This window comes from Candidatus Halobonum tyrrellensis G22 (assembly GCF_000495475.1).
GTDB lineage: Archaea > Halobacteriota > Halobacteria > Halobacteriales > Haloferacaceae > Halobonum > Halobonum tyrrellense.
This window is the reverse complement of record NZ_ASGZ01000053.1, coordinates 22,261-38,409: the sequence shown is the minus strand read 5'-3', so window position 1 is coordinate 38,409 and position 16,149 is coordinate 22,261. Positions and strand designations below refer to the sequence as shown.

At 72.4% G+C, this 16,149-nt stretch carries 20 protein-coding genes; 8 read left to right on the top strand and 12 right to left on the bottom strand.

Annotation, left to right across the window (positions count from 1 at the left end; translation table 11 throughout):
- Positions 1 to 147: 147 nt before the first annotated feature.
- Positions 148 to 1,527 (top strand): MFS transporter, encoded by a 1,380-nt coding sequence (locus tag K933_RS12995; RefSeq protein WP_023395201.1) that lies wholly within the window; start codon positions 148 to 150, stop codon positions 1,525 to 1,527.
- A 110-nt stretch (positions 1,528 to 1,637) separates the two neighbouring features.
- On the opposite strand, the gene K933_RS12990 is transcribed toward K933_RS12995, so the two are convergent.
- Positions 1,638 to 2,567 carry an NAD-dependent epimerase/dehydratase family protein gene (locus tag K933_RS12990; protein ID WP_023395200.1) on the bottom strand — a complete coding sequence of 310 codons (930 nt, stop codon included), beginning with the start codon at positions 2,565 to 2,567 and terminating at the stop codon, positions 1,638 to 1,640.
- A gap of 90 nt (positions 2,568 to 2,657) precedes the next feature.
- Complete coding sequence (locus tag K933_RS12985) at positions 2,658 to 3,557, bottom strand: SDR family NAD(P)-dependent oxidoreductase (RefSeq protein WP_023395199.1); 900 nt, start codon at positions 3,555 to 3,557, stop codon at positions 2,658 to 2,660.
- 87 nt (positions 3,558 to 3,644) lie between these two features.
- On the opposite strand from K933_RS12985, the gene K933_RS12980 reads away from it, so the two are divergent.
- A complete protein-coding gene (locus K933_RS12980; protein WP_023395198.1) occupies positions 3,645 to 4,199 on the top strand; it encodes a tRNA (cytidine(56)-2'-O)-methyltransferase in 555 nt (184 codons plus the stop codon).
- 90 nt (positions 4,200 to 4,289) lie between these two features.
- Here the strand turns inward: K933_RS12980 and K933_RS12975 are convergent, their stop codons facing one another.
- A complete protein-coding gene (locus tag K933_RS12975; protein WP_023395197.1) occupies positions 4,290 to 4,613 on the bottom strand; it encodes an RPA12/RPB9/RPC11 RNA polymerase family protein in 324 nt (107 codons plus the stop codon).
- A gap of 74 nt (positions 4,614 to 4,687) precedes the next feature.
- On the bottom strand, positions 4,688 to 4,942 hold the full coding sequence (locus K933_RS12970) for a DUF5789 family protein (RefSeq protein ID WP_023395196.1): 255 nt from the start codon (positions 4,940 to 4,942) through the stop codon (positions 4,688 to 4,690).
- A 274-nt stretch (positions 4,943 to 5,216) separates the two neighbouring features.
- Between K933_RS12970 and K933_RS12965 the strand changes: the two genes are divergently transcribed.
- Positions 5,217 to 6,518: an MFS transporter gene (locus K933_RS12965; RefSeq protein WP_023395195.1), complete on the top strand. Its 1,302-nt coding sequence runs from the start codon at positions 5,217 to 5,219 to the stop codon at positions 6,516 to 6,518.
- A 162-nt stretch (positions 6,519 to 6,680) separates the two neighbouring features.
- Here K933_RS12965 and K933_RS12960 read toward each other — a convergent pair whose 3' ends face one another.
- Entirely contained in the window at positions 6,681 to 7,457 is a 777-nt protein-coding gene (locus K933_RS12960; RefSeq protein WP_023395194.1) for an enoyl-CoA hydratase/isomerase family protein, read from the bottom strand.
- A 245-nt stretch (positions 7,458 to 7,702) separates the two neighbouring features.
- Here K933_RS12960 and K933_RS12955 point away from each other — a divergent pair, with 245 nt between their 5' ends.
- Positions 7,703 to 8,206, top strand: coding sequence for a DUF5797 family protein (locus tag K933_RS12955; RefSeq protein WP_023395193.1), 504 nt, complete (start codon positions 7,703 to 7,705; stop codon positions 8,204 to 8,206).
- A 27-nt stretch (positions 8,207 to 8,233) separates the two neighbouring features.
- Here K933_RS12955 and K933_RS12950 read toward each other — a convergent pair whose 3' ends face one another.
- Together K933_RS12950 and K933_RS12945 are read right to left on the bottom strand one after the other, a co-directional pair.
- On the bottom strand, positions 8,234 to 9,271 hold the full coding sequence (locus tag K933_RS12950; protein WP_023395192.1) for a DUF5787 family protein: 1,038 nt from the start codon (positions 9,269 to 9,271) through the stop codon (positions 8,234 to 8,236).
- 168 nt (positions 9,272 to 9,439) lie between these two features.
- Entirely contained in the window at positions 9,440 to 9,898 is a 459-nt protein-coding gene (locus K933_RS12945; protein ID WP_023395191.1) for a bis(5'-nucleosyl)-tetraphosphatase, read from the bottom strand.
- Between the two features lie 224 nt (positions 9,899 to 10,122).
- Here K933_RS12945 and K933_RS12940 point away from each other — a divergent pair, with 224 nt between their 5' ends.
- From K933_RS12940 to trxA, 3 genes are all read left to right on the top strand, one after another.
- Entirely contained in the window at positions 10,123 to 10,452 is a 330-nt protein-coding gene (locus K933_RS12940; RefSeq protein WP_023395190.1) for an uS10/mL48 family ribosomal protein, read from the top strand.
- Between the two features lie 28 nt (positions 10,453 to 10,480).
- Positions 10,481 to 11,257: a dihydrofolate reductase family protein gene (locus tag K933_RS12935; protein WP_023395189.1), complete on the top strand. Its 777-nt coding sequence runs from the start codon at positions 10,481 to 10,483 to the stop codon at positions 11,255 to 11,257.
- Between the two features lie 95 nt (positions 11,258 to 11,352).
- Positions 11,353 to 11,688 carry a thioredoxin gene (gene trxA, locus K933_RS12930; RefSeq protein WP_023395188.1) on the top strand — a complete coding sequence of 112 codons (336 nt, stop codon included), beginning with the start codon at positions 11,353 to 11,355 and terminating at the stop codon, positions 11,686 to 11,688.
- Between the two features lie 81 nt (positions 11,689 to 11,769).
- Here the strand turns inward: trxA and K933_RS12925 are convergent, their stop codons facing one another.
- From K933_RS12925 to hflX, 3 genes are all read right to left on the bottom strand, one after another.
- Entirely contained in the window at positions 11,770 to 12,582 is an 813-nt protein-coding gene (locus K933_RS12925) for an inositol monophosphatase family protein (RefSeq protein ID WP_023395187.1), read from the bottom strand.
- A gap of 88 nt (positions 12,583 to 12,670) precedes the next feature.
- Entirely contained in the window at positions 12,671 to 12,814 is a 144-nt protein-coding gene (locus K933_RS18805) for a hypothetical protein (protein WP_200862326.1), read from the bottom strand.
- A gap of 167 nt (positions 12,815 to 12,981) precedes the next feature.
- On the bottom strand, positions 12,982 to 14,295 hold the full coding sequence (gene hflX / locus K933_RS12920; protein ID WP_023395186.1) for a GTPase HflX: 1,314 nt from the start codon (positions 14,293 to 14,295) through the stop codon (positions 12,982 to 12,984).
- A gap of 171 nt (positions 14,296 to 14,466) precedes the next feature.
- Here hflX and K933_RS12915 point away from each other — a divergent pair, with 171 nt between their 5' ends.
- Positions 14,467 to 14,805 (top strand): FUN14 domain-containing protein, encoded by a 339-nt coding sequence (locus tag K933_RS12915; RefSeq protein WP_023395185.1) that lies wholly within the window; start codon positions 14,467 to 14,469, stop codon positions 14,803 to 14,805.
- 34 nt (positions 14,806 to 14,839) lie between these two features.
- Here K933_RS12915 and K933_RS12910 read toward each other — a convergent pair whose 3' ends face one another.
- Positions 14,840 to 15,259: a hypothetical protein gene (locus K933_RS12910; RefSeq protein ID WP_023395184.1), complete on the bottom strand. Its 420-nt coding sequence runs from the start codon at positions 15,257 to 15,259 to the stop codon at positions 14,840 to 14,842.
- 73 nt (positions 15,260 to 15,332) lie between these two features.
- A complete protein-coding gene (locus tag K933_RS12905; protein WP_023395183.1) occupies positions 15,333 to 16,061 on the bottom strand; it encodes a ribosome assembly factor SBDS in 729 nt (242 codons plus the stop codon).
- Positions 16,062 to 16,149 lie beyond the last annotated feature (88 nt).

Sequence of the window (16,149 nt, the reverse complement as noted above, 5' to 3'; positions counted from 1 at the left end):
CGCGTCGGTGCGCGCCTGACCCGGGACGGCCGGCGGCGCGCCCGGCCGGCGCGGGGCGGTCGCGCCGGACCACGGACGGGTCGGCGCGACCCGGCGGTCCGCGCCGGAACCGGTCGGTTGAGGTGGGTCGGACCCCGACCCGGCACCGTGAGACGCCCGTCGCTCGACGCCGTCCGGGGGTTCGACCGCGCGGTGTACGTGGTCGCGCTCGGGCAGTTGGTCAACGTGTTCGGCGCCGGGCTGGTCTACCCGTTCGCCACGGTCCACTTCCACTTCCGGGTCGGTATCGCGCTCGCGGTGGTCGGACTGGGGCTCGGCGCCAAGAGCGTCACCACGGCCGTGGGGACGGTCGTCGGCGGCTACCTCGCGGACGCGGTGGGCCGCAAGCCGGTGATGGTCGCCTCGATGGCGCTGTCGGCGATCGCACTCGCCGCGTTCGCGGTCGTGCCCGGCCTCGCCGCCGCCCTCCCCGCCGGGGTCGCGGGCGCCGTCGGCGTCTCCCCGCTGGGGCTGGCGTTCGTCGGCGTCTGCGTCGTCTCGGGACTGGTGGGCGGACTGTACACCCCCGCCGCCTCCGCGATGACCGCGGACCTCACCGACGACGGCGAGCGCGACCGGGGGTACGCACTCCTGAAGGTGGCGAACAACACGGGGTTCGGCGCCGGGTTCGTCGTCGGGGGCGTCCTCTACTCGGTCGCGTCGGTCGCCGTGTTCGTCGGCGACGGGCTGACCTCCGGCGTCGTCGCCGTGCTCCTCCTGCTGTTCGTGCCGCGGGTCGCGGGTGAGAACGCGGCCGACGCCGGCGCCGAGACGACCGGGTCGGCCGGTTCGGACGGACGGTCGGCGTCCGGCCTCGCGGCGTGGTGGCGCGCGGCGACCCGGCCGCGCGTGCTCGCGCTCGCGGCGCTGAACCTCGGGTTCGCGCTGATGTACGCGCAGATGCAGACGACGGTCCCCGTCGTCGCCAAGCAGGGGCTGGGTCTCACCGCCTCCCAGTTGGGGACGCTGTACGTGCTCAACCCGCTGACCATCGTCGCGCTCCAGATCCCGCTCGTGAGCGCCGTCGACGGCTGGCGGCGCACCCGCGGGCTGATGGTGTCGGCGTGTCTGTGGGCGGCGTCGATGCTGTCGGCGTGGGGCGCGGACGCGCTCGCGGTGCCGGCGGGCGCGGGGCTGACGGTGCCGCTCGTCCTCCTCGGGGTCGGGCTGGTCGGCGGCCACCTCGTCGTGCGGACGCTCGGCGAGATACTCCACGCGCCGCTCGCGTCGGCGCTGATGTCGGACTTGGGGACGACCGCCGAGCGCGGCACGCAGCTGTCGGTGCTCGAAACCGCGAAACGGCTCGGCATCGGACTGGGCTCGTTCGCGGGCGGGCTGTTCTTCGACTACGGCGTCTCGCACCTGCTGTGGCCGGCGCTGGTCGCGGTCTGTCTCCTGCTCGTCGTCGGACTCGCGGGGCTGGAACGGGCGGTGACGCCCGGCGAGAACGGCGCGTACGGCGACGCGACCGGTGCGGGCGCCGACTGATCGGCGGGCGCGGACTGATCGGCCGCAGCCGAGCGCTCACCGGACGACTCGACGGCCGCTGAGCGGACACTCGGGGGCGCTCAGCGGGGCTCAGCGAGTTTCAACGGATCTCAGCGGATCTCATCGGCGAGGTCCTCGGCCGCCCGCCGGACCGCCTCGTCGCTCGACCCCGGCGGCTCGTAGCCGAGCGCGGAGAGCTTCTCGATGGAGAGGCGCATCCGCGGGACGTCGCCCGCCCAGCCGCGTTCGCCGCCGGTGTACTCGTAGTCGGGGTCGACCCCGACTACGTCGCTCACGATGTCGGCGATCCGGGTCACGGAGGTGGTGGTGCGCGTCCCGAGGTTGTACGTGTTGACGGCTCCGTCGGCGTGTTCGACCACGTGACACATCGCGTCGACGCAGTCGTCGACGTGCATGTACGACTTCTCCTGGCGGCCGTCGCCGAGGATGGTGAGCGACTCGGGGTCCGCGCGGAGTTTCTCGATGAAGTCGGGGACGACGCTGCCGCGCGCGCCGGGTCCGACGATGTTGGCGAACCGGTAGGTCCACACCGTGAAGTCGTACTTGTGGGCGTACACGGAGAGGAGGCTCTCGTCTGCGAGTTTCGACGCGCCGTACTCGCTGATCGGTTCGAGCGGCGCGTAGTCCTCGGGGGTGGGCCGCGGCGCCTCGCCGTACACCACCGACGAGGAGGTGAACGCGGCGTTCGTGACGCCCGCGTCCGCCATGGCTTCGAGGAGGTTGTACGTCATGTCGGCGTTCTCCTCGACCTGCGTCCGCGGCTGGTCGTCGTTGACCGACGGGTGGGCCGCGAGGTGGAACACGACGTCGAGGTCGTCGGTGACGACGGCGTCGACGGCGTCCTCGTCGAGCAGGTCACACTCGCGGAAGTCGACCGAGTCGGGGAGGCGCTCGCGCTTCCCCGTCGAGAGGTCGTCCGCGACCCGGACCTCGTTGTCGGCGTCGAGTTCGACCGCGAGGTGCGATCCGATGAGGCCGGCGCCGCCCGTGACGAGTACCGTCTTGCCCGAAAGCTCCATGCCCGTCGGTCCCCCGGTCGACCCAAGTGTCTTCCGGTGAGTCGACACGTCCGCCGTGTGCGCGTCGGGCGCCGCCGTCTGGCGGCGACGCTACGCCCACGTCAGCCCGGTCAGGTCCTCGCTGTGCGCCCACAGGTCGTCGGCCGCGCCCGGTCGGGTCGCGGCGGGCGCCGGCTCCGCCCGCTCGCAGTCGACGACGTACGCACCCGAGTCCGGGGGTCGGGGCGCGGCCGCGAGGTACGTCGGCGTCGCGGCCGCCTCCGCGGCCGTGTCGACGAACGGGACGAGCCGCCTGGGGAGCCGCGAGAGCGCGCGCACGCCGAGCGACACCGGGAGCGACGCGTTCCGCCACAGCCCGCTGTCGGGGACGAACCCCGGGTGGCAGGCGGTCGCGACCGACCCGTCGAGGCGGTCGGCGAGCCCGCGCGCGAACAGCACGTTCGCGAGTTTCGACCGGGCGTACGCCGCCAGCCCGTCGTAGCCGTCGACCGACCGAACGTCGAACGCGCCGTCGGCGCGCGAGTGGAGCCGCGAGGCGACGACGACCACCCGGACGTCGGGCGCGAGGCGGTCGCGGAGCCGTGTCGTCAGCCGGAACGGCGCGAGGTGGTTCACCGCGAACGTCCGCTCGACGCGGGCGGCGCCCGCGTCGACCAGCGTCCCCTCCGGGAAGTGTGCGCCCGCGGCGTGGACCACGAGGTCGAGCGGGTCGACGTCGGCGCGAACCCGGCGCGCGAGCGCGTCCACCGCGTCTGGGTCGGCGAACTCCGCGCGGTGGAACGTCGCCTCGCCGCCCGCGCGCTCGGCGGCGCGGACGACCCGCTCGCCGGCCGCCCGGTCGCGCCTGTGGACGACCACGTCCGCGCCGAGGCGGGCCAGCGCGAGCGCCGTCTCCCGGCCCACCCCCGAGGTGGACCCGGTGACGAGCGCCGTCCGCCCGGAGCGGTCGACGCCGTCGACGCCCGCGAGCGCTTCGGGTCGGTCCGTCATCGACGGCCCTCGGGACCGGACGGACAAACGTGACTCGGCCCGGCGGCGAAGCGAACCGCCCTTACCGGCGCGGGCTGTCCACCCCGCATGGACGACAGCCGCGTCACCGTCCTCCGCTACGGCCACCGGCCGGGCCGGGACGACCGGATGACGACCCACGTCGGGCTCACCGCGCGGGCGCTCGGAGCCGACCGGGTGGTGTTCCCCGACAACGCCGGCCAGGCCGCGGACACCGTCCGGGGGGTGACCGACCGCTTCGGCGGGCCGTTCGAGGTGGAACTCCGCGACGACCAGCGCGCGTTCACCCGCGACTGGGAGGGACCGGTCGTCCACCTCACGATGTACGGCGAGCGGGTCCAAGACGTAGAGCGGGAGGTTCGGGAGGCGCACGCCGAGGGGCCGCTCCTCGTGGTAGTCGGCGGCGAGAAGGTGCCGTTCGACTTCTACGAGCACGCCGACTTCAACGTCGGCGTCACCAACCAGCCCCACTCGGAGGTGGCGGGGCTGGCGGTGTTCCTCGACCGACTGTTCGAGGGGCGCGAGTTGGAACGGGAGTGGGCCGACGCCGAGCGCCGGGTGGTCCCGCAGGAGACGGGCAAGCGGGTGGTCGACCCCGACGACGCCGACGGCGGCGCGGAGTGACGCGGGGCCGCTCGGGGTCGTCGACCGCGTCGGTCCGTCGGACCGACCACTCGCCGGACCGCCACGGCCGCATCCGTCACCGCCCGCGGCTCAGTGGTCGTCCTCGCGCCACTTGTGCCCGCAGACCGTACACGTGAAGAATCGGGTCTCGGACTCGTCGGCCGAGCGGATCTGTTTCATCTCGTAGCGCACGGTTCGAACCTCGTCGCACTCGGGGCACTTCTGTTCGACCGTCGGCCCGATCTCGGAGTCGTCGACGTCGGAGACGTCCACGACTTCCCCCGACTCCTGCCCCTCGGTCGTCGTCATCGCCGCCTCCTTCGCCTCGTCGCGGAGTTTCTCGTGGCCGTTCGGACAGACCCACTTGTCCCCGTCCGTTTTCATCATCGAACCGCACTCGTCGCAGAACTCCATACCCGGCCTGTCGTCGGTCCCGATATTTAACTGACGGGGTTGCGCTCCGGGGGTGTAGCCGCCGCTCCGCGCCGCTACGCGTCGCCTTCCGACTGGCCGGGTTCGCCCACCGCCTCGACCGGTAACACGTTGTTGAGGTCGGCGAGCAGTTCGTCCGACCCCGCGAACTCCGCGCTCGGACACTGCGAGACGAGTTCCCCCAGGTTCCCCTCGCCGTCGGCGTACGTGACCGTCGTGTCCACGAACTCGTCGGCGGCCCGTTCGCGCGCGATGGGGTACGACAGCTCCTCGAACAGCGATTCGACTCGCGAGAGTTTGACGCGTGACATGGATCACGTATCGTCGGCTCGCGGCGTAAACCTGCCGCCACGACGGTCGCTCGTCGTCCGCGGCGGAGACCGCAGGCATGGAACCGATCGACGGCGCCGAACCCGCTCGGGCCGGTTCGGCCGCGACGGGCGCGAGGACGCGGTGCGACGGGCGTGAGAGTCGTGATGCGACGGACGCGCCGGCGACAGCCAGCACCCCGCGCCGGCGGCGACAGCCGGCAATCCGCGTCGGCGGTCGGAACCGGTTTTCCGTCGGCCCGCTACCGACGGGTCGATGGGTATTCTCGACACCGACCGCCGCGTGCTCGCGCTCGGGTTCGCGCGGATGGCCGACTCCATCGGCAACTCGTTTCTCATCGTCGTCCTGCCGCTGTTCGTCGGGAGCCAGCAGGTGCCGCTCGACGCGCTGATCGGGAGCTACGCCCTCGCCGGGGTGACGCTTGACGTGACCAAGCCGTTACTCATCGGCTTCGCGCTGTCGCTGTTCGGCTTCCTCAACTCGTTCACCCAACCGCTCACCGGCCGGCTCTCCGACCGGACCGGCAGGCGGCGGGCGTTCGTGCTCGGGGGGCTGGTTCTGCTGGGCGCCGCCAGCGGCGCGCTGCTGTTCGCGACGAACTACCTGACCGTCGTCGTCCTCCGGATGGTACAGGGCGTCGGCGCGGCGTGTACCATCCCCGCGACCGTCGCGCTCGTCAACGAGGTGGCGGCGGGCGACGAGCGCGGGGGGAACTTCGGCGTGTTCAACACGTTCCGGCTCATCGGATTCGGACTCGGTCCCATCGTCGCGGGCGTCGTCGTCGAGACGTACAGTTTCGACGCCGCGTTCGCCGTCGCCGTCGCGGGCGCCGCGGTGTCGTTCGCGCTCGTCGCCGCGTTCGTCTCCGACCCCGAGCGGACGGACGCGAGCGCGGGCGACGACCTCTCTGTCGCGGTGTTCGACCCCGAGGGACGCCACCTGCTCGACCCGGTGTTCACCCTCGGCGTCGCCACCGTCTGTATGGCGGTCGGCATCTCGCTGTTCGCCACGCTCCAAGAGAGCATCAACGCCCGCCTCGGCCAGAACCCGCTGCTGTTCGGTCTGGAGTTCGGCGCGGTCACACTCGCGAACGTCCTCTTTCAGATCCCGGTCGGCCGCGGGAGCGACCGCTACGGCCGCAAACCGTTCCTCGTCGCCGGCGCCGTCCTCCTCGTCCCGTCGACGCTCGCGCAGGGGTTCGTCTCGGCGGAACTCGTCGGCGCGGGACTGGCCGCCCCCGCCGCGATGGTTCTCGCGCGGTTCGTCCAGGGGGTCGGCGTCGCGATGGTGTTCGCGCCGTCGCTCGCGCTCGCGGGCGACCTGGCGAAGGAGGGCGGCTCCGGCACCACCCTCTCCGTGCTCACGATGGCGTTCGGGCTGGGCGTCGCCGTCGGTCCGCTCGCGTCGGGCTACCTCGTCGGCGGGACGTTCGGATTCGCCACCCCGTTCGTCGTCGGCGCGGCGCTGGCGGTGGTCACGCTCGTGCTCGTGGTCACGCAGGTGGACGAGACGGTGGACGTAGAGGAGACGAGCGTCGTTCCGGGACTCGGCGACTGAACGCGGTCTCCTGTGAGCGGACCGCCCGCTCCCGTCGTCTCGGTCGGTCGCTTCGCTCCCTCCGTCGACGATGCCCATTCTGTGGGCGGCGCGGTCCTCGGGCTGCGCCGACGTAGTTCCGTCGCCTCGCTCGCTCCCTCCGGTTGCTCGCTCGGCGACGCTTTACTCGAACTCGGGGTCGCGCTTCTCGACGAACGCCTCCATCCCCTCGCGCTGGTCGTGCGTCCCGAACAGCCCCGAGAACGCCCGCCGCTCGTGGGCCAGCCCGGCCGACGCCGACCCCTCGTTGGCCGCGTTGAGCGCCTCCTTCGCCGCCCGGAGCGCGAACCGCGGCTGGGCCGCCAGTTCCGCGGACAGCGTCTCGACCCGGTCGTCCAACTGGTCGCCGGCGACCACCTCGCCGACCAGCCCGTACTCGTGGGCGTCGGTCGCGTCGATCCGCTCGCCGAAGAATATCAGCCGGCGCGCCACCTCGTCGCCGACCAGCCGGGGGAGTCGCTGGGTCCCGCCCCACCCCGGGATGATGCCGAGGTCGAGTTCGGTCTGGCCGAAGACGGCGTTCTGGGCGGCGACCCGGAGGTCGCAGGCGAGCGCGAGTTCCATCCCGCCGCCGAACGCGTAGCCGTTCACCGCCGCGACCGTCGGCGCGGGGAACGTCTCCAGTTTGCGGGCCGCGCGGTGGCCGAGTTCGGCGTACGCCTGCGCCTCGGGCGTCGAGAACTCCGCCATCGCCGCGATGTCGGCGCCCGCGACGAACGCCTCCTCGCCCGCGCCCGTCAGGACCAGCACCCGCGCGTCCGCCGCCTCGGCCTCGTCGACGGCGGCCACGAGCGCCTCCAGCGTCCGGTAGTTCAGCGCGTTGTGTTTCCTCGGGCGGTCGACTGTGATCGTCGCCACGTCGCCGGTGGTGTCGACGCGGAGCGCCTCCGTGTCACTCATACCCGTCGAGTCGACTGGCGGCGACTAAACCGTACAGGGTCGGCGCGGCCCGACCGCGCGACGGTGCCGCTCGTCCGGGGGCGTCCGCCGACCCGACCGGGCGACGGGGAGCGGCGTCCGACCCGGTCCTCCGTCCTCGACCCCGCGGGGCGACCGCACGGGGCGGTGACCGCACGAACGGGGAACCGCGCCGGAACCGCGCGGAACCGGGGGGACCAAATACTCCCGGGCGGAACGCCCCGGCGATGAGCCTCACCGACGAGGAGTTGGACCGCCTCGCGGACGTCGTCCGCCTCCAGCCGACCAAGAACTCCGAACTCCAAGAGCGGTGGGGGATGGAGGGCGGGAGCGAGGTCCACCAGTACCTCGAGACCCACCTCTCGGACTACTACTACCGCGACGACAACAGCCTCATCCGCGCGACGAGCGAGGCGGCGGACCGCACGGGCGTCGACCCCGGCGTCGAGGACGACGGCGACGGGGGCGGCGTCCCCGACCGGATCCGGGTGCCCGAACTCCACGCGCAGGTGTTCGCCGTCGCGCCCGGTCCCGACGAGCGCTCCGAGTCCGTGGTGTCGGTGCTCCACAAGGTGCGCGACCGGTTCGGCGCCGACCCCGAGGCCGAGGACGTCCGGCAGGCGCTCCAGAGCCTCCGCCGGAAGGGCGTCGTCGAGGTGGAGTACCGCACCGTCCCGACGTTCCGGCTGTCGGTCGACCGCGACGCCGTCGACGTGGAAGTCAGCGAGTAGCGGACCCGGAGTGCGCCCGCCGACGGCTCAGTCCGACCGCCCCGCGGCCGACTCCCCGGCGTCGCCCGCACCTCCGTCCGCGGCGGCGCGGTCACGCTCGCGCTCGCGCCGCCGCGCCAACAGCGCCCGGACCCCCTTCCCCGGTCCCCCCTCGACGGGCCACCCGCCGACCCGCCAGCCCGGCGGCTCGGGCGCGAACTGCCGACAGGAGCCGGAACACTCCGCGGCGGTCTGGTGACGCCCCTTCGCCCCGCAGTGGGGGAGTAGCGCCCGCCCCGCCCGCCGGAGCGAGAACGACCGGCAGTCGGGGCGCATCGTCTCCCGGAAGTCGCGCCAGCCCGTCCCGTACGCCCGCTCGGCGAGTTCGAGCCGTCGGTCCGGGTCGGCGTCGGCGTCGAGTCGCGCCGGGCCCCACACCACCTCCGCGGCGCCCGCGTCGACGCCCGCGGAGAAGTCGAACTCCAGTACGCCCGCCTCGACCGGCGTGTCTTCCAAGAGCGCGGGCGACACCCGCCGCCCCGTCGCGCCGGTCGCCAGCCACACCTCGTCGGCGAACCCCGCGTCGACGTCGTGGCGCAACTGGCCCGCGAGCGCGCTCGCGGCGCTCGCGTCGAGGTCGGGTTTGTTCTCGACGACGACGACCCGTTCGACCCAGTCGGGGTACGGCGGGTCCTCGGGCTGCCGGCGGAACTCGACGCGGCCGTTCGCGCCCGTCCGCGTCTCGACCAGCCCGCGGTCGGCGGCGCGGTGGACCGCCTCGCGGACGTACCGCCACGGGAACCCCGGATCGTCGAGCGCGTCGCGGTACCACTCGTAGTCGGCGGGCGCGCCGCGGACCACCCGCAGGAGGTCGCGGTCGAGTCCCCGCTCGCCGAGGCGGCGACGGGCGGCGAACGCGCCGGGGTCGACCTCCAGCACCACCGTGTCCCAGCGGCGCTCGCGCGTGCCGAGTTGGCGCGCGACGACGGCCGGCCGGTCGCCCGCGACGGGGTGCCACGCGAGTTCGGCCCACCGACACACCGACAGCTCGAACGAGAACTCGCTGTCGCCCGCGCCCGAGTACACGCCACACCGTCGGGCGGACGCTCCGATAGCGGTTTCGGTGGACCCGTCGCGGCCGCGAACCCGGGCCGGCGTGCGGGGCCTCCGCCGACGGCCGTGGCTACCGCTCCGGCGGGGCATCGGCCCCGCCGGCCGGCCGCTCGCGCGTCGGCCGGCTACCGCCGCGACAGCTCAGCCCGACTGCTGGCCGAGGAGGTAGTTCTCGTCGGCGTCCAACGCGTCGAGGTAGTCGTGCGCCTCCCGGAGGATGTCGCGCGGGCCGTCCTGGGTGATGGTGTTGAGCGCCTGCTCGTAGTCGCGCCACTGGAGGTCGCGGTGCTCGTTCGACAGCTCCGCGCTCGCCTCGAACGAGTGGGCGATGAACAGGTGGACCGTCTTGTGGATGGTGTTCCCCCCGGCCTCGAACACGTAGTTGTACTCCTCGCGGAACCCGTCGATGAGTCTGAACTCGGCTATTCCGGCTTCTTCCTGTACTTCCCTGATCGCCGTCTGCTGAAGCTCCTCTTCCCCCTCGACGCCCCCTTTCGGGAACTCCCAGTCCCCGGGTCGGCTCTTCAGGAGTAGGTACTCCCTGCGGTCGCGGGTGTCGCGGAAGAGGATGGCTCCAGCACTGGTCGCTTCGACCGGCATTACGGGTGGATAAGCGACCCCGTCATAAGAGAATATCGGAGCTACGACCGTGGCTGGCCGAGTTTCCCGGCCGGGACCGCCGGTCACGGCGCGCTCGACCCCCGTCGCGGACGTCCACGCTCCCACCACTCGCCCGCCCAGCCGTCGCCCGCGTCGCGGGCGCGACGGACGGAGGTAGGTGCGCTTTTAGGCGTCGGCGTTCCTACGTGCCTTTAGACCCAACCATGCCTTTCGTCACGAAACTCCGGTTCCAGAGCGGCGACCGGGACGCTCTCGACGACACCGTCGACAGCCTCCGCGAGATGCTCGAACGCAAGGGCGCCGAGTGTAAAGGCCCGCACACCGAGCCGTCCGAACGGGTGCGCGTCCCGCTGTACGACCGGCTCGCCCCCGGCGCCGAACTCGGGTCGTGGGGGTACGAGGTGTTCGCCCGCCGCCTGGAGATCCACGGCAACGACCACATCGCCCGCGAGGTGGGCCACATGGAGTTCCCCGACTCGGTCCACGTCGAGATAGAGGTCGACCAGAAGCGGGCCGTCGGCTACAGGGCGTAGCCGCCGAGCGACCCGCCACACCGTACCCGTGTACGTCCACGTCAACGCCGCCGTCTCGGCCGACGGCAAACTCTCCTCGCGCCGGCGCGACCAGGTCGCCATCAGCGGCGCCGCCGACTTCGACCGGGTCGACCGGATCCGCGCCGCCGCCGACGCGGTCATGGTCGGCGTCGGGACGGTGCTCGCGGACGACCCGCAGCTCACGGTCGACGAGGAGGACCGCCGGGTCCACCGCCTCCGTAACGGCCGGCCGGGCAACCCCGCGCGGGTGGTCGCCGACTCCCGCGCCCGGACGCCGCCCGACGCGCGCGTCCTCGACGACGCCGCCGAGACGTACGTGCTCGTGACCGACCGCGCCGACCCCGACGCGGTTGACGCGCTCGACGACGCGGGCGCGGAGGTGGTCGTGGTCGGCGCCGACGGGAGGGACCCCGAGGACGGGCGAGCGGGCGCCGACGACGGCGCGAGCGGGGACGGGGATGCGAGCGGGAACGACAGCGCGGGCAGGGACGCGGATGGGGGCGACGGCGCGAGCGGGCGCGTCGACCTGTCGGCGGCGCTCGCGGAACTCGGCGACCGCGGGGTCGACCGCCTCATGGTCGAGGGCGGCGGCGAGCTCATCTTCTCGCTGTTCGCGGCCGGGCTGGTCGACGAACTCACGCTGTACGTCGGGTCGCTGCTGGTCGGCGGCCGCGACGCGCCGACGCTCGCCGACGGCGAGGGGTTCGTCGACGGGTTCGCCGACCTGGAACTCGTCGAGGTCGAACGGCTGGACGACGGCGTGCTGCTCTCGTATCGGGTCTGACCCCGGCTCCGGGGGGCGGTCAGACCGCGCGACGGTCGTGCGCTCGCCCGGCACGCACGTGGAACCGTTATACCCCGACCGTGCGAACTCAGTGCGTGAGCAGCCAGACTTCGCGTTCCGAACCGGTTCACGTCGAGAGCACCGAGCAGTTCGAGGAACTCACGTCCGAGGGCATCGTCCTCGTCGACTACCACGCCGACTGGTGTGGCCCGTGTCAGATGCTCGCGCCCACCGTCGAGGAACTCGCCGCGGAGGTCGACGACCTCACCGTGCTGAAAGTCGACGTCGACGAACACCAGGCGCTCGCACAGGAGGCGGGCGTCCGCGGCATCCCCGCGCTCCAGTTCTACGCCGACGGCGAGGAGGCCGAACGCCTCGTCGGCGTCCAGGAGAAGGAGGACCTACTCGACGTGGTCGAGTCGCTGCGGTAACTCGGGAGTCGACATCGCCCGCTGGGCTACGACCGTCGGTCGCGCGCTCCGCTCGTTCTCCGCGTCCGCGCGCCCGCCCTCTCACGCGCCGTCGGCCGGGTCGAACGCCTCGACCAGCCGTCCGTGCGCCTCGCCGTTCGACGCGAGTAGCCCGTCGGCGCCGGGCGTCCACCGGTCGCCGCGCGCGTCGGTGACGGTTCCGCCCGCCCGCCGGACCAGGTGGACGCCCGCGACCGTGTCCCAGTCGTTGAGCGTCACCGTCGACACCGCGGCTTCGAGTTCGCCGCACGCCACCCCCGACAGCGCCGCCTGCGCGGCGCCGACCCGGCGGGCGTCGCCGAACTCCTCCATCGCCGTCTCGACGGCCGCGACGAGTTCCCGTCGCTCGGTCCGCGAGCGCCCGAAGATGGGGTGGACGAGGAACGACGCGGGGTCGGTCCGGTCGCTGGTCGTCGCGGGGTCGCCGTCGCGGGTCGTCCCGTCGGCGCCCGCGGCGTACGTGTCGCCGGTCGCGGGCATGGCGTTGACGGCGACGACCCCCTCGCCGTCGCGGACGAACGCGACGCTGGTCACCCAGTTGCGGTTGCCCGCGACGTAGTTGCTCGTCCCGTCGATGGGGTCGACCACCCAGGCGGGTCCCTCGGCGGGCACCTCCTTCAGCGCGTCCTCCTCCTCGCCGACCACCGGCTCGTCGGGGTAGCGCTCGTCGAGGTAGTCGATGACCTCCCGCTGGACCGCGCGGTCCACCTCCGTCACCGCGTCCATCGGGTCGGCCTTCGTCTCGACGGTCAGATCGGTCCGGAACGAGTCGAGTGCGAGGCGGCCGCCGCGCTCGGCGGCGGTTCGGCAGGCTTCGAGGCGGTCGGAAACGTCCGCGGCGGCGTCGGGCGACATACGGCGACCACGGACGGCCGGCCGTATACGTGGTGTGGTCCCGACGCCGGTGGCGACGGGGGACGGTTCGGCTGGGTCCCCGTCCCGACTACTCAAGCCGCCCGACGGAGACGTGGTGGTCGGTGGAGTCGGTGTGCGCCGCCGCGGTGTTCTCGGCGTCCGACTCCGTGTACCGGAGCGATTCGGTTGGGCAGTCGTGACACACGACGTGGAACACGCCTTCGATCGACATACTCGCACCTGCCGAGCGACGGGATTAGTTACGCCCCCCGTTCCCGACGGCTCGGCGGTCCCTTCGTCGGGCGTAGGGCGCCGTTACGCGGGCGTCGCCCCCGCCGCCGGGCGGCGTAGGGCGGCGCTACGGCACCGGCACCCGCGGCGCGGCCGCCGCGGGCGGCGCTACGCCGACTCCGCGCCCGCCTCGGGGGAACCGAGTTCGGCCGCACGGGCGCGCGCCCGTTCGACCACCGACCGCCGAGCCTCGAACTCCAGGGTGACGTGGTCGCCCTCGTCGCCGTACTCCTCGCGTTCGACGTGGCCGTTGTCGTGGACCCACGACACCAGACTCATCGCGTCGTCGGTCAGCGGGAGCAGCAGGCGCTCGCGCTTCCAGTCGGGGAGTTCCGACTCGATGCGCTCGCGGAGGTCGCCCACGTTCGCGCCGGTCAACCCCGAGACGGTGACCGGGTCGGGCGCGAGCGCCGACAGCGCCTCGCGCTTCTCGCCGAGTTCCTCCTCGCTCAGCCGGTCGGTCTTGTTGAACACCGTCACGATCGGCGCCTCGTTCCGCTCGTACAGCGTGTCGTGGGAGGTGACCAACTTCTCGCGCATCTCCGGGACGGGTTCGCTCCCGTCGACCACCAGGAGGACGAGGTCCGCGTGGTACACCGAGTCGAGCGTCGACCGGAACGACTCGACCAGCCAGTGGGGCAGGTCGGAGATGAACCCCACCGTGTCGGTCAAGAGGACGTCCCGTTTCCCGGTGTCGGCGCGGCGGGTGGTGGTGCCGAGCGTGGTGAACAGCATGTCCTCCGACTCCGCCGTCTCCTCGAGGTCCGGGTGGCGGTCGTCGTTCTCGTCGACGTCGAGTTCCGCGGCCAGCCGCCGCATCAGCGTCGACTTGCCCGCGTTGGTGTACCCCGCCAGCGCCACGAGGTCGAACCCCGACTCCCGCCGGCGGGCGCGGCGCTCCTCCTCCTTGTCGGCGATGTCGGCGAGTTCGTCGTCGATCCGCGATATCTGCGACTTGATGTCGCGCTCGCGCGACTCGTCGTACTCGCCCAGCCCCATGAACCCGGGGCGCTCGTCGCGCTTGGCGAGGCTCGCCTTCACCTCCGCGCGCGGGAGTTCGTAGCGCAACTCCGCGAGTTCGACCTGTAACTGTGCCTTCCGGGTGTTCGCCCGCTGGCCGAAGATGTCGAGTATCAGCGTGAACCGGTCGATCACCTCGACGTCCTCCGGGAGCTTCCGTCCCAGGTTGAACGTCTGGTAGGGACCGACTTCGTTGTCGACGATGACCGCCTCCGCGCGCGTCTCGACGACGAGTCGGGCGAGTTCGTCCGCCTTCCCCTCGCCGAAGTGGTAGGCGGCATCCTCCTCGCGGGTCTGCGTCAGCGTGCCGACCACCTCGTAACCCGCCGCCGCCGCGAGGTCGGTTATCTCGCCGAGGCTGGCGCTCCCGCGGTCGACCCGCTTCGCGACGACGGCCGGCACGCCCTCAGGGACGGGCGCCCGCCACCTCGCGTTCGGCCGCACGCCGCTCGGACGCTTCGAGTTCCGTGTGTCGCATACGCGCGACTACGCGGTCCGGCGTCTTGAAGCTCCCGCCGACGCGACCGGGTAGGGACCCACAAACGACTTAACCGTAGCCGGTAATAGGCGGGTATGTTGGACGTCGCAACGCTCCAGATAAGTATCGACCCGAGGCAGTTGGGGTTGGAGTTCGGGTCGGGGGCGGTCGTGGGGGGGATCGTCGGGTTCGCGGCGAAGAAGGTGGCGAAACTGATCGCGGTGCTCGTGGGGCTGGAACTCGCGCTGTTCAAGTTCCTCGAATCCCGCGAGATCCTCACCGTCGACTGGGAGAAGCTCACGGCCGGGTTCGTGAGCGCCAGCGAGGACGCCGCCGCGGGCACGCCCCCCTCGTGGGTCGAGACGCTGCTGTCGACGCTCTCCGTCTCCGCGGGGTTCACCGGCGGCTTCCTCCTCGGGTTCAAGCGGGGATAGCGAGCACGCGAACGCGAACGGACGCGACCGCCGGTCAGGCGGCCTCGGTCTCGGCCGCGTCGCCGCCGGCCGCCGCTCCTTCCCCCCTCTCCGTCCCGTCGTCGGCGTCGAGCACCAGCCCGATACCGAGGTTCGTCGCCGTCAGGGCGACCCCCGACACCAACAGCCCCAGCCCGAACCGGAGGTCGTTCGACAGCGGGAGCGACGGGCCGACGCCGAACAGCACCGCGAGCGTGACGAGTCCGCCGAACGCGCCCGACCAGCGCCGTCGGTCCCAGTCGTCCGACGACGCGAACAGCCACTCGCGGTGGCGGACCGAGAGTCCGACCCCGACCGCCCAGAACAGGCCGACGGTGGCCGCGAACACCGGGTCGGCGACCAGCCAGTAGTACGTCCCGCCGCCGACGGCGACGCCGGCGAGGGAGGCGAGGAGGCGCGCGGTAGAGCGGTCCACGTACGGGGACGCGGTCGGGGAAGCTATAGCCCTTGTGTCGCGTCGAGAAACCGACAGTTCGGGAAGAGGGCGGCTACCGCGTGGTGTTGAGGTCGTCCTCGTCCTTGACGACCCGCGTCTCCGCCTCGCCGCTCGACACCTCGTTCGCGAGGTCGTAGAACTCGTTTTGCATCCCCGCGGGGAACGTCACGACGCCGACCCACGAGCCGTCGCTCTGCCACTCCTCGCGTTCGAGGTCGCCGAACTCCCGGATCTTCGCCTGCCCGCTGCCCGCGTAGTCGGCGGGGAGTTGGACCGCGATCGTCACCTCGTCGAACCGGATCGGGATCACCGGTCGGAGCGCGTCGAGGGCGTCGTCGACCTGCGACTCGACGGTCTCCATCGGGTCGATCTGGAACCCCGCCTCCTCGAGCGCCCGTTCGATCCGCTCGGGCGGGTGGGGGGCGTCGTCCATCTGCGGGTTGACCGCGTTCCGGGTGATCGTGTTGATCAGCTGTTTCCGCTTCTGCTCTTGCATCTCCCGGCGCTGTTCGGCGGTGACCTGGATGTCGCCGCGCTTGACCACCTCGGGGATGATCTCCAGCGGGTCGGTCGTCCCGAACACCTCCTCGACGTCCTCCTCGGCGGGTCGGTCGCCGCGGGAGGCGTTCTCGAACACGTCTTCGGCGGCGATCACGTCCTCCAACTCGCCGTCGAACTCGCCGCGCTTGATCGCCAGCGCGGCGTCGGGGTCGATCAGTACCTCGAAGCGGGCGCCGTGCGACTCCAGCCGCGCGGTCACGGCCTCGTCGAGTGAGATCATGGATACCGATACCGCGGCCGGGGGTAAAAGGTATCCCCCCGCCGACCGCGCGACGACGGCCGAAAGGGAACGACGGCGCGGGACTCGA